The organism is Variovorax boronicumulans (assembly GCF_030812215.1).
Classification (GTDB): domain Bacteria; phylum Pseudomonadota; class Gammaproteobacteria; order Burkholderiales; family Burkholderiaceae_C; genus Variovorax; species Variovorax boronicumulans_C.
Map to the genome: position 1 here is coordinate 259080 of NZ_JAUSSG010000008.1, position 12678 is coordinate 271757.

General features: G+C 68.5%; 10 protein-coding genes. 8 read left to right on the plus strand and 2 right to left on the minus strand.

Translation table 11 applies throughout. From position 1 onward, the window contains the following. The first annotated feature begins 15 nt into the window (after positions 1-15). From J2W23_RS21840 to ygiD, 4 genes are all read left to right on the plus strand, one after another. Entirely contained in the window at positions 16-1086 is a 1071-nt protein-coding gene (locus J2W23_RS21840; protein ID WP_307650226.1) for an ABC transporter ATP-binding protein, read from the plus strand. Beyond that, complete coding sequence (locus tag J2W23_RS21845; protein WP_176660328.1) at positions 1083-2114, plus strand: ABC transporter ATP-binding protein; 1032 nt, start codon at positions 1083-1085, stop codon at positions 2112-2114. Before J2W23_RS21840 ends, J2W23_RS21845 begins: the two co-directional genes overlap by 4 nt. Further along, on the plus strand, positions 2111-4060 hold the full coding sequence (locus J2W23_RS21850) for a glycosyltransferase (RefSeq protein WP_307650227.1): 1950 nt from the start codon (positions 2111-2113) through the stop codon (positions 4058-4060). The genes J2W23_RS21845 and J2W23_RS21850 overlap by 4 nt, the downstream gene beginning before the upstream one ends. A 70-nt stretch (positions 4061-4130) precedes the next feature. Further along, entirely contained in the window at positions 4131-5060 is a 930-nt protein-coding gene (gene ygiD, locus J2W23_RS21855; protein ID WP_307650228.1) for a 4,5-DOPA dioxygenase extradiol, read from the plus strand. 129 nt (positions 5061-5189) lie between these two features. Here the strand turns inward: ygiD and zwf are convergent, their stop codons facing one another. Continuing rightward, a complete protein-coding gene (gene zwf, locus J2W23_RS21860; protein WP_176660330.1) occupies positions 5190-6659 on the minus strand; it encodes a glucose-6-phosphate dehydrogenase in 1470 nt (489 codons plus the stop codon). A 156-nt stretch (positions 6660-6815) separates the two neighbouring features. Between zwf and J2W23_RS21865 the strand changes: the two genes are divergently transcribed. Genes J2W23_RS21865 through J2W23_RS21880 form a run of 4 tightly spaced genes read left to right on the plus strand, consistent with a single transcriptional unit; the run spans position 6816 to position 11871 of the window. Continuing rightward, the gene (locus tag J2W23_RS21865) at positions 6816-7826 is read left to right on the plus strand and encodes an ABC transporter substrate-binding protein (RefSeq protein ID WP_307650229.1); all 1011 of its coding nucleotides are present in this window, start codon (positions 6816-6818) and stop codon (positions 7824-7826) included. Next, the gene (locus J2W23_RS21870) at positions 7827-10100 is read left to right on the plus strand and encodes an ABC transporter permease (RefSeq protein WP_307650230.1); all 2274 of its coding nucleotides are present in this window, start codon (positions 7827-7829) and stop codon (positions 10098-10100) included. It begins immediately after the preceding gene. A 55-nt stretch (positions 10101-10155) separates the two neighbouring features. Continuing rightward, a complete protein-coding gene (locus J2W23_RS21875; RefSeq protein ID WP_307650231.1) occupies positions 10156-11196 on the plus strand; it encodes an ABC transporter ATP-binding protein in 1041 nt (346 codons plus the stop codon). A gap of 12 nt (positions 11197-11208) precedes the next feature. Continuing rightward, entirely contained in the window at positions 11209-11871 is a 663-nt protein-coding gene (locus tag J2W23_RS21880; protein WP_307650232.1) for an HAD family hydrolase, read from the plus strand. Here the strand turns inward: J2W23_RS21880 and J2W23_RS21885 are convergent. Next, positions 11817-12491 (minus strand): lipocalin family protein, encoded by a 675-nt coding sequence (locus J2W23_RS21885; protein WP_307650233.1) that lies wholly within the window; start codon positions 12489-12491, stop codon positions 11817-11819. The genes J2W23_RS21880 and J2W23_RS21885 overlap by 55 nt on opposite strands. Positions 12492-12678: the final 187 nt, after the last annotated feature.

Consider the following 12678-nt stretch of genomic DNA (forward strand, 5'->3'; position numbering starts at 1 on the left):
AAGGAGAACGCCACCATGACGCTGCTCCAGGTCCAGGACCTCGTTGTCGAATTTCCGCACCGCCGCGGCACGCTGCGCGCGCTCGACCGCATCTCGTTCGATATCGCGCCAGGGGAAATCCTCGGCGTGGTGGGTGAATCGGGCGCGGGCAAATCGCTCACGGGCGCGGCCATCATCGGCCTGCTCGAACCGCCGGGCCGCGTGGCCGGCGGGCAGATCCTGCTGGAGGGGGAGCGCATCGACAACTTGAGTTTCGATGCGATGCGCCCCATCCGCGGCCGCAAGATCGGCGCCATCTTCCAGGATCCGCTGACCTCGCTGAATCCGCTCTACACCGTGGGCCGCCAACTCATCGAGACCATCCGCGCGCATTTGCCCGTGACCGAATCCGAAGCCCGCAAGCGCGCCATCGGCCTCTTGCAGGACACCGGCATTCCCGCTGCCGAGCAGCGCATCGATCACTTTCCGCACCAGTTCTCGGGCGGCATGCGCCAGCGCGTGGTGATCGCGCTCGCGCTCGCGGCCGAGCCCAAGCTCATCGTGGCCGACGAGCCAACCACCGCGCTCGACGTATCGATCCAGGCGCAGATCATTCAACTGCTCAAGCGCATCTGCAAGGAGCGCGGCGCGGCCGTGATGCTCATCACGCACGACATGGGCGTGATCGCCGAAACCTGCGACCGCGTGGCCGTGATGTATGCGGGCCGCATCGCCGAGATCGGCCCGGTGCACGAAGTGATCCACCAGCCTTCGCACCCCTACACCTCGGGCCTCATGGCGTCGATTCCCGACATGACCAGCGACCGCGAGCGGCTCAACCAGATCGACGGCGCGATGCCGCGGCTCAACGCCATTCCGGCCGGCTGCGCCTACAACCCGCGCTGCCCGCGCACCTTTGCGCGCTGCCTCACCGAGCGGCCCGAGTTGCTGCACGCGGGCGCCACGCGCGCCGCGTGCTGGCTGCACGACGCGGCCGACCCGCACCTCGGCCAGACCGAGATCGCGGCGAAGCACCACGATGCGCTCGCGGCCGGCGAACGCGCCACGCGCGAAGCGGCCGAACCCATCGTGGAGGTGACGCGATGAGCGCCGTGATCGAGCCCCGCAAGGACACGACGGCCGGGGAGCCGCTCGTGGTCGCGCACGACCTCGCGCGCACCTTCGACGTCTCGCCGCCCTGGCTCAACCGCGTGCTCGAACGCAAGCCGCGCGTGCTGCTGCATGCAGTGGATGGCGTGAGTTTCTCCATCGAGCGCGGCAAGACGCTCGCGCTGGTCGGCGAATCGGGCTGCGGCAAGAGCACCGTCGCGCGCCTGCTGGTCGGCCTCTATGCGCCCACGCGCGGCGGCCTGCAGTTCGACGGGCAGGACGCGCACGCCGCGTTCAAGACCGCCGAAGGGCGCAAGCTGCGCCGCCGCATCCAGATGATCTTCCAGGACCCCTACGCGAGCCTGAACCCGCGCTGGATCGTGGAAGACATCATCGGCGAGCCGCTGCGCGAGCACGGCATCTTGAGCGGCAAGGCCGAGCTGCGCGAGCGCGTGGGCGAGCTGCTCAAGTCGGTCGGCCTCTCGCCGCTGGACATGAGCAAGTACCCGCACCAGTTCTCCGGCGGCCAGCGCCAGCGCATCTCGATCGCGCGCGCGCTCGCCACGCAGCCCGAGTTCCTGGTGTGCGACGAGCCCACCTCCGCACTCGACGTGAGCGTGCAGGCGCAGGTGCTCAACATCATGAAGGACCTGCAGCGCGAGCAGGGCCTGACCTACCTCTTCATCTCGCACAACCTCGCGGTGGTGCGCCACGTGGCCGACCAGGTCGGCGTGATGTACCTGGGCCGGCTGGTCGAGGTGGCGGACAAGCAGAAGCTCTTCGCCGAGCCGCAGCATCCGTACACCCGCATGCTGCTCGATGCGATCCCGCAGATGAAGCACACGGGGCGCCAGCGCACGCCGGTGCAGGGCGAGGTGCCGAACCCGCTGAATCCGCCGACGGGGTGCGCGTTTCATCCGCGCTGCCCGCATGCGAATGCGCGCTGCTCGGCGGAGCGGCCGAAGCTGCTGGGCATCAAGGGGGTGCAGGTGGCCTGCCACGCGGTGGAGGAAGGACGCCTGTGACGGCAGGCGGCCCGGTCGAATGGCCGGAGGGTTTTCCGTACCGGCCGCACCTGCGCTTCTGTTCGCTCGGCAACGAGAACGTTGCCGAGGTGATGGAGAGCTTTCGCATCGCCTGCGAGCGGCTGGGCTGCACCACCTCCGTCGAGGCCACGCCGAGCGTCGACAACGCGGACATCAATCTCTTCTTCTTCGCGATGGGCCTGGGCCTGCCCTCCGGCCAGGAGCTGCCGCCCAACGCCATCGTCGTCAACTTCGAGCCGGCGCTGCCCGAGCTGCTGGAGGAAATTCCCGGCTATCGCCGCCTGCTCCAGCAGGCCTGGGTGTGGGAATACAGCCTCGAGAACCTGATGCATCACCAGGCCCTGGGCATCTTCAGGTCCGACTACGTACCGCTGACTTTCGAGCCGCAGGCAACGCCCATGCTGCCCGAGGACCAGGTGCTGGCCGATGAGGCGCAGGACATCGACGTCATCTTCTTCGGCGAGACCATGCCCCGGCGCCTCGAGGTGCTGCGTGCGCTGGAAGCCGGCGGGCTGCGCGTGGCCTATCCCATCGGAACGTCCTGGACACCCGCGCAGCGCGATGCGCTGCTGCCGCGTGCGAAGGTCGGCCTGAACATGCGCAAGGCCGACCGCACCGCCACAGCGGAAGTGCCGCGCCTGTCCATCCTGCTGCGCAATCGCAAGGCGGTGGTGTCCGAGCTGTACCCCCATTCCGAGATACCCGCGGCGCTGCGCGATGCGGTGGAAGGCTGCACGAAAGACGAGCTCGTGGAGCGGGTGCGTACCTTGGTGGCCGATGCCCCGCGGCGGCGCGCGCTCGAAAGGGCCGGACCCCTGGCGCTGATGCGCCTGCCGCCGCAGCAGGCCCTGCTGGCAGGGGCGCTGCGCCGCTATCTCGCAGCGACCCGCCAGCGCCTGATCGGCAGTCAGGCCGTGGCGTCCGGCTCGAGGGCTGCAGTGTCGGTGCTGATGGTCACACGGAACGACGATGCCGACGTGGTCGAGGCACTGGCCTCGATAGCGGCACAGACCCTGGCCCCGCACCGGATCATCGTGGTGGACGACGCATCGACCGACGGCACGGTGGCGCTGATCCGCGAGCGGATGCAGGCCGATCCGCGCCTTTCCGGGCTGTTGCTGCTGCAGGCTTCCACGCCGATGGGGTGGGCGGCTGCGGCGCAATGGGGGCTCTCGCTGGCAGAGGGCGACGCGTTGGCCCTCTGGTCGCTGGCGACGCCGAGCGAACCGGGCCGCCTGCAGGTGCAATCCGCTTTCCTGCGTGCATCGCCGGCCGTCGGCGCTGTCGGCGCCCGCAATCCGACCGGCCGTCTGCCGGAGATGCACGCGCAGATCCTGGCCGGAATGCTGGTCCACATGCCGTCCGACCAGCAGCCCATGGCGATGGGCAGCCTGATGCTGGCATTGCCACGCATCCGGCAGCGCGGCTTCGGATTCGACGCCACGCTCGGCGAGTTCGCGTGGATGGGGCTGCTGCTGGAACTGGTGCGCGACGGTGCCTTGCTGGCCAACCTGAACGCCGAATTGATGGCGCCCCCGAAGATCCACGCGCCATCCGCTCCGACGGCTGCGACCGTGATCGCGTTGGCCCGCGTGCGCGAACGCCTGCTTCCCTTGGTGTTTCCCGATCTGCCATCGAGCGCCGCGCAGCGGCTCGCGCGGCTCTATGGGCACGAATGGGCGCCCGACGCATCGGACGCCACCGCCTTGCTGCGCGACATCGCCACCGCCTGCGAAGGCCGCGACGACCCGCATGTCGCCACCATGCTGCGCGGCGAATGCCTGCGTGTACTCGATGTGTACGCACAGAACGCGCGTCTCGCGCCGGGCTACGTCCGCGGGCTGATGGCAGAGCCCTTGCTGCGTGACTTCCTGGCTCCGCTGGGCGAGCGCATCTACAGCTTCGAGCCGGGCGGTACTTCCTGAGCGTGTGCGTAAACGCACAGCCTGGATGTCGCCGCTGCTGCAAAGTGCCGCGGCAGACTTCTAAAAGACCATGGCAAGCAAGACGATCCTCTCCATCCGGCCCGAGCCGATGACGCGTGCACCCGGGCGCCGCGGCTTTCTCATGGGGTCGGCGGTTGGCGCGACGGTTGCTCTGGCCTCCCTCGCGGGACTGTCGCACGCAGCCCCCGGCGCGCCTTCACGCCGGATGCCCGTCATCTTCATCGGCCACGGCACGCCGATGAACGCCATCGCCGACAACGCCTTCACGCGGCGCCTCTCCGCATGGGGCCGGGAGCTGCCGCCGCCGACGGCCATCCTCAGCGTGTCGGCGCACTGGCTGAGCCGCGGCGCCACCGGCGTCGGCGTGCAGGCGAAGCCGAAGACCATCCACGACTTCGGCGGCTTCCCTCAGGCGCTGTTCGACGTCGACTACCCCGCGCCGGGCCACCCGGCGCTGGCGCGCGAAACCGTCGGCGTCGTGAAGCAGTCGCCGGTGATCGCCACCGACCAATGGGGGCTCGACCATGGCACGTGGTCGGTGCTCAAGCACCTTTATCCGAAGGCAGACGTTCCTGTCTTCCAGCTCAGCATCGACTACGACAAGCCGGCTGCCTTCCATTACGCGGTGGGGCGCGATCTGGGCGCGTTGCGCGACAAGGGCGTGCTCGTGATGGGCAGCGGCAACGTGGTGCACAACCTGCGTGCCACCGATCGGGGAACGGTCGACGGGCCGAAGGCGAGCCGCCCGTGGGCGCAGTCATTCGACGATGCGGTGAGATCGGCGCTCGCGGGCCGCGATGACCGCGCGCTGATCGGCTATGAAAAGCTGGAGGGCGCATCGACCGCAGTCGCGACGCCCGATCACTACTACCCGTTCCTCTACGCCCTGGGCGCCGCCGGGCAGGGCGAGCGCGCGAAGACGATCTACGAGGGATTCCAGTCCGGCACGCTCAGCATGCGCTGCGTGCAGTTCGGCTGAAGGCACGAATGAACCTGCTGCGCACCCCGATCTCGCATCTGCGGTCCTCGCCGTACGTTAGTACGGCTCCGGTCCTCGACGCGACCTCGGGGCGCTCGCGACGGTTCCTTCGCGCCTTCAGACGCTGAGTTATTGCTCTTCGCCCCACGAGAAGCCGTCGCGCGCAATCATCGCGCTCGATGCGCTCGGGCCCCAGGTGCCGGCCGCATAGGGGCGCGGGCCGCCGTCCGATGCCCAGCTGTCGATCAGGGGCTCGACCCAGCGCCATGCCTCTTCCTGTTCGTCGCTGCGCACGAACAGGTTCAGGCGCCCGTCGATCACGTCGAGCAGCAGGCGCTCGTAGGCGCCCACGCGCTCGGCGCCGAAGCGCTTGTCGAAGTCCAGGTCGAGCTGCACCGGCGCCAGCTGCGCGGCGGCGCTCTGGTGGCCGTTGCGCTGCCGGTTGTCCTGCGCCTGCGCGAGCATGTGCAGCTCCAGGCCGTCCTTGGGCTGCAGGTTGATCACCAGCTTGTTGACGTTGCCCGCGGGCGCTCGGTAGATCGCATGCGGCGTCGGACGGAAGTTGACCTCGATGCGCGCATCGCGCGAGGCCAGGCGCTTGCCGGTGCGGATGTAGAACGGCACGCCGGCCCAGCGCCAGTTGGCGATTTCGGTGCGCAGCGCCACGAAGGTCTCGGTGCGGCTGTCGGGGTCGACGCCGGGCTCGTCGCGGTAGCCCTGCACGCGTTCGCCGTAGGCGGTGCCGGCGGTGTACTGGCCGCGGATCGCATGCAGGCTCAGGCTCTCGGGCGTCCAGGGCTTGAGGGCGCGCAGCACCTTGAGTTTTTCGTCGCGGATGGCGTCGGCGTGCGAGTTGATCGGCGGTTCCATGCCGATCGCGCACAGGAGCTGCAGCGCGTGGTTCTGCACCATGTCGCGCAGCGCGCCCGTCTGGTCGTAGAAGGCGCCGCGCTTCTCCACGCCCAGGTCTTCGGCGATGGTGATCTGGATGTTGGCGATGTGCTCGCGGCGCCAGATGGGCTCGAAGAGCGCATTGCCGAAGCGCATCGCGAACAGGTTCTGCACCGAGGGCTTGCCGAGGTAATGGTCGATGCGAAAGACCTGCTTTTCTTCCAGCACCTTGCCCACCGCCGCATTGATCGCGCGGTTCGAGGCGAGGTCGTGGCCGAGAGGCTTCTCGAGCACGATGCGGGTCCTGGGGCCGTTGAGGCCGGCGGCTGCGATCTGCTCGACCACCTGGGTGAAGAGGGCGGGCGCCGTGGCGACATACATCACCACCGTGGACGCGTCGCGCTGCTTGAGCAGGTCGGACAGCCGGGCGTAGTCGTCGGGCTTGGACAGGTCCATGCGCAGGTAGTGCAGCATCGACGCGAACTTCTTGAATTCTTCCGGGGAGGGGCGCTTGGCGCCTTCGACCGCACTGAAGCGCGACTGGATCAGCTCGCGGTACTGGTCGTCCGACAGGTCGTCCCGCGCCACGCCGACGATGCGTCCGTCCTGCGGGAGGCTGCCGTGCCGGAAGGCCTGGAACAGCGCGGGCATGAGTTTGCGCCACGCGAGATCGCCAGTACCGCCGAACAGAACGAGATCGAAGCTCATGAAAAACTTTCCTTTGTCTGAGTGCCTGGAAGGCGTCCGGGCTTGGTGGAACGCCAGTCGCGATGGTACTTGTACCGATTCCCGGGACCTGTACTAAAGCTACGCTGTGGCCAGGCCGCAAGGCCTTTTTTTATGCATGAGGCAGGGAAATACCAGATGAAGAAGCTTTTTTGCGCAGCCGCGCTCGCGGGCCTGTCGGCCGCCGCATCCGCACAGACCGTGAACGTGATCTGCTCGGTCCAGGCCGAATGGTGCAACGTGATCTCCACCGTCTACGCCCGCACCACCGGCGTGCGTATCAACATGGCCCTGAAGGGCTCGGGCGAGGCGCTGGCCCAGCTGATCGCCGAGAAGGACAACCCCAAGACCGACGTGTGGTTCGGCGGCACGGGCGACCCGCACCTGCAGGCGGCCGAGCAGGGCCTCACGCTCGAATACAAGTCGCCCACGCTCGCCCAGTTGCACCCCTGGGCCCAGCAGCAGGCCAAGCAGTCGGGCTACAAGACCGTGGGCATCTATTCGGGCCCGCTGGGCTTCGGCTACAACCCCGAGCTGCTCGCCAAGAAGAAGCTCGCCGTGCCCAAGACCTGGGCCGACCTGCTCAAGCCCGAGTACAAGGGCGACATCCAGGTGGCCAACCCCGCATCGAGCGGCACGGCCTACACCATGATCGCCACGCTGGTGCAGCTCATGGGCGAGGACAAGGCCTTCGACTATCTCAAGGCGCTCCACAAGAACGTCGGCCAGTACACCCGCTCGGGCACCGGCCCGATCAAGGCGGTGGCGCGCGGCGAAACCGCGATCTCGATCAGCTTCGTGCACGACGGCCCGGGCGAGAAGATGCAGGGCTTCCCGGTCGAGACCATCACGCCGAGCGACGGCACCGGCGCCGAGATCGGCTCCATGAGCATCATCAAGGGCGCGCGCAACCTGGATGCCGCCAAGAAGTTCTACGAATGGGCGCTCACGCCCGCCGCGCAGGAACTGGGCGCCGCCAACAAGCAGTTCCAGCTGCCGAGCAACGCGGGCGCCAAGCTCGATCCGCGCATCCCCGACTTCAAGAAGATCAAGTTCATCAACTACGACTACGCCAAGTACGGCGCGAGCGCCGAACGCCGGCGCCTGATCGCGCGCTGGGAAAAGGACGTCAACTCGCTGCCCCGTTAAGTGGAAGCACGTTCCATCGGCGGCGCGCCGGTCAACCCGGCGTCCGTGGCGGCGGCCCGGCGCTCGCAGCGCTGGATCTGGGCGTGGGTCGCGCTGGGCATCGCCGCCTATCTGCTGCTGCCTTGGTACGCGATCCAGGACGCCACTTGGTACGAAGCCGTTCCGCAGGTCTTCGGCCAGGCGGAGGGTGCCAACGGCCTGATGCAGGCCGCGACGCAGGGGCGAAGCTGGCTCTTCATCGGGCTGGCGGGCCTTGTGATGTGCGCGGTCGGCGCGTGGCTGCCGCCGGGTCGAGGCCAGGGGCGCTGGTTGCTGGCTGGCGGCGCGAGCGGGGCCATCGGTCTCGCCGTCGCGGGCTTCACCATCGGCGCGCGCGGCTGGAGCGTCGCGGCGCTCAACACGCAATTCGGCGAGCTGGCGATCAACCAGTTCGGCATCGGCGCGGGCGGCTTCGTGGCGCTCACCGCCCTCGTGATGCTGGCGGCCTTCGGCATTGCGCGGCTCGGCCTCTTCAAGGGCGACCTGTTCGTGGCGGCCGCGGTCATCGGCTGTGGCGTGCTGATGGCGCTGTTCATCGCCTACCCGGTGAGCAAGGCGCTGTCGGGCGCGTTCTTCAACGAGGACGGGCAGTGGTCGATCACCGCCTTCGTCGCACGCGTGTTCACCGAGCGCATCTGGGGCCTGGGATGCCTCGCGGGCGGGGTGCGCTGCGGCGTGGCGTGGAACACGCTGGTGCTGGCCTTGCTCACGGCGGCCGGCACCACCTTCCTCGGCACGCTGATGGCGCTGATGGCCGAGCGCGGCAGCAAGCGCGGGCAGGGCGCGCTGCGGGTGCTGGCGCTGCTGCCGATCATCACGCCGCCCTTCGTGGTGGGGCTCGGGCTCATCCTGCTGTTCGGCCGCGCGGGCATCGTCAACCAGGTGCTGGAGAACGTGTTCGGCATCGAGCCGACGCGCTGGTTCTACGGCATGCCGGGCGTGCTGGTGGCGCAGCTGTTCGCCTTCACGCCCATCGCCTTCATGATCATGCGCGGCGTGGTGCAGGGCATTGCGCCCAGCCTGGAAGAGGCCGCGCAGATGCTGCGCGCCGACCGGCGCCGCACCTTCTTCACGATCACGCTGCCGCTCCTGAAGCCCGGGCTGGCCAACGCCTTCCTGGTCGGCTTCATCGAGAGCATTGCCGACTTCGGCAACCCGGTGGTGGTGGGCGGGCAGTTCTCGGTGCTGTCGACCGACATCTTCTTCGCCATCGTCGGCGCGCAGTACGACCAGGGCCGCGCCGCCTCGCTCGCCTGGGTGCTCACGCTGTTCGCGCTCGGCGTGTTCGCGCTGCAGCGCGGGCTCCTGGGCAAGCAGAACTACACGACCGTGAGCGGCAAGGGCGACGCGGGCATCGCGATGGCGCTGCCCGATGGCGTGCGCCGCACCATCTACTGCATCGCACTGCCGTGGATCGCATTCACCGCGGTGGTCTACCTCTTTGCCTTCGCGGGCGGCTTCGTGCAGACCTGGGGGCGCGACTACAGCTTCACGCTCAACCATTTCAAGAACGCGTTCGCGCTGGAGTGGGGCCAGTTCGGGCTGGTGTGGGCGGGCACGGCATGGAACTCGCTCATCACCACGCTCAAGCTCGCGGGCATCTCGGCACCGATCACCGCGGCGCTGGGCTTGTTGATCGCCTGGCTGCTGGCGCGCAACGAGTTCAAGGGGCAGGGCGTCTTCGAGTTCGGTGCGCTGCTGGCCTTTGCGATTCCGGGCACGGTGCTCGGCGTGAGCTACATCCTGGCCTTCAACGTGCCGCCGCTGGAGCTCACGGGCACCGGGCTCATCATCGTGCTGTGCTTCATGTTCCGCAATTTGCCGGTGGGCGTGCGGGCCGGCACGGCGGCCTTCAAGCAACTCGACCGTTCGCTCGACGAAGCCTCGCTGATGCTGCGCGCCTCGACCTCGCAGACGCTCTTCAAGGTGGTGCTGCCGCTGCTCAAGCCCGCGCTCGTGGCCGCGCTGGTCTACAGCTTCGTGCGCGCAATGACGACGGTGAGTGCGGTGATCTTCCTGGTCACGGCCGAGAACGAGCTCGCCACCACGTACATCATCGGCCGCGTCGGCAATGGCGACTACGGCATTGCGCTGGCGTACTGCACGGTGCTCATGATCCTGATGTCGCTGGCGATCGCGCTGGTGCAGTTCGTGGTCGGGGAGCGCAAGCTGGGCAGACGTGGGGCCACGCCAAAGCACCAAGGGCATCACAAAATGGAAAGCCTCTCCGCATGAGCCGCCGGGCCGCTCCCAAGGCGAATATCGAAGTGCAAAGCACGGAGACTACTGAATGAACGGCATCGAATTCCGCAACGTCACCAAGCGCTACGGCACCGACAGGAACGGGCCGATGGCCGTCAAGGGCATCAGCTTCGAGGTGCCCGTGGGCACGCTCACGACCATCCTCGGCCCCTCGGGCTGCGGCAAGACGACCACGCTGCGCATGATCGCGGGGCTCGAATCGCCGACCTCCGGTTCGATCTTCATGGGGGGGCGCGATGTGACGACGCTCGGCCCGGCCGAGCGCAACGTGAGCATGATGTTCCAGAGCTACGCGCTGTTCCCGCACATGAACGTGATCGAGAACGTGGGCTATGGCCTGCGCATGAGCGGGGTGAAGAAGGACGAGGCCACCTCGCGGGCGCGTGAAGCGCTCAAGGGCGTGGGCCTGGTCGGCTTCGACGAGCGGCTGCCCAGCGAACTCTCCGGCGGGCAGCAGCAGCGTGTGGCGCTCGCGCGTGCGCTGGTGCTCGAACCCGCGGTGCTGCTGTTCGACGAGCCGCTCTCCAACCTGGATGCGCGCCTGCGCCGCGAGATGCGCGAGGAAATCCGGGCACTGCAGCAGCGCCTGAAGCTCACCGTCGCCTACGTCACGCACGACCAGAGCGAGGCGCTGGCCGTGAGCGACCAGATCATCGTGATGGACCACGGCGTGATCGCCCAGCGCGGCACGCCCGAGCAGCTCTATGGCCGGCCCGAGAGCGAGTTCGTCGCGGGCTTCATGGGTGAGGCGATGGTGTTCCCCGGCGTGGCAGCGGCCGACGGCAGCGTCACGCTCGGCCCGCTGCGCCTGCAGCCGCGCCATGCGGTCGCGCCCGGCACGGTGAAGGTGGCGGTGCGGCCCGAGGCGTGGGAAATCGGTGCGGCCGATGGATTGCCTGCCACCTTGCGAAAGGCGGCCTACCTCGGCAGCTTCTACGAATACGGTTTCGACACCACGCTGGGGCCGGTCTTCGTGGTCTCGACCGACCTTGCGCAACCCCTGGCGGCGGGCGCGCAGACCACCCTGTCGCTGCGCGCCCATGGCGTGAGCGTGGTGTCCGGCACATGAAACAATGGCGCCATGAATGTGGTTTTCGATCTCGGCGCCGTGCTGCTCGCATGGGAGCCCACACGGCTGGTGCAGGCCCATCTCGCGCAACACGCGCCCACTGAAGCCGCCGCGGCAGCACTGGGCCGGGCGCTTTTCCATCACGACGACTGGACCAGCTTCGATTGCGGCACCCGCACGCTGGATGACGCCATCGTCCGCATGGCGGCGCGGCTGTCGCTGCCGGCGGAACCGCTTCACGCGATGCTCGGCAACCTGGGCGAGCGCCTCGAAGCCATCGAGGTCACCGTCGACATGCTCGAGCAACTGTTCGCCCATCGCGAAGCCGGGCAGCCGCTGCGGCTCTATTACCTGTCGAACATGCCCGCACCGTATGCGCGCGCGGTCGAGCGGCGGCACGCGTTCATGCGGCGCTTCGACGGTGGTGTGTTCTCGGGCGATGTGAAGTTCATCAAACCGGATCGTGAAATCTTCGAAGTGCTGGCGGTGCGTTATGCGCTCGATCCGGCGGAGACCGTGTTCATCGACGACTCCGCCGCCAACGTCGAGGCGGCACGCGCCTTCGGCTGGCAGGCCATCCACTGCACCGCGCCGGACATGCTGCCGGCGCAGCTCTCGCGCTACCTGCCGGTGAGCACGACCTTGTCGGCGTCGAAGCCCAGGCTGCGCGCGTAGTCCAGCTCGACCTGCAGCGTCGCGTCGTCCAGGCGCGGCGCGCGCGACAGCACCCAGAGGTATTCGCGGTCGGGCGTGCCGACCAGCGCCACCTGGTAGTCGCGGTCCAGCTTCAGGATCCAGTAGTCGCCCCACACCATCGGCAACCAGCCGAGCCACGCGGGCGCAAAGCGCACTTCCAGGCGGCCCGCACCGGGCTGGCCGGCCACGGGCACCACGCGCGCCGAGCCGATGGCCTCGTTGAAATTGCCGTCGGCCTGCACGCAGCGGTTGACCACCTGCACCGTGCCGCCGGGCTGCGGCGTGTATTCGGCGGTCACGGGGCCCGAGCATGTCTTCTGAAAGCGGTTGGGCAGGCGGGCCTGTTCGTGCCAGATGCCGGCGTAGCGTTGCAGGTCGACCGGCGCCACCACCTGCAGCGGCGCGCGCATCAGCGGCGCGCCGTCGGCCGGGCCGGCCACTTGCGCGCGGGCGGTGCGTGCCGCACCCAGGGCAAGCCAGGTCGCGACGCCGCCCACGACGAAGGCCGTGGCCATCGCGCCGATCGCCTGGCTGGTGCGGCGGTCGTCGAAGGGGCGGCTGGCGGGATCTGCAGCGGGGCGTCGTTGGCGAGGGGACATGGGGGCTCCTGAAGGTAAGACGTTCGGCGTAAATCGCTCGCAACGCTCAGGGTAGCCCTGGCCGGTGGCCGCATGCCGTCAGCCACGGACCACAGCCCCTGTAGGGCAGGGCGGCCGACAACCCTGTGGGCAGAAGGCCGATGGAACCCCGCGAAAACCCGTGCTACGGTGCGCATGAAAACATCGG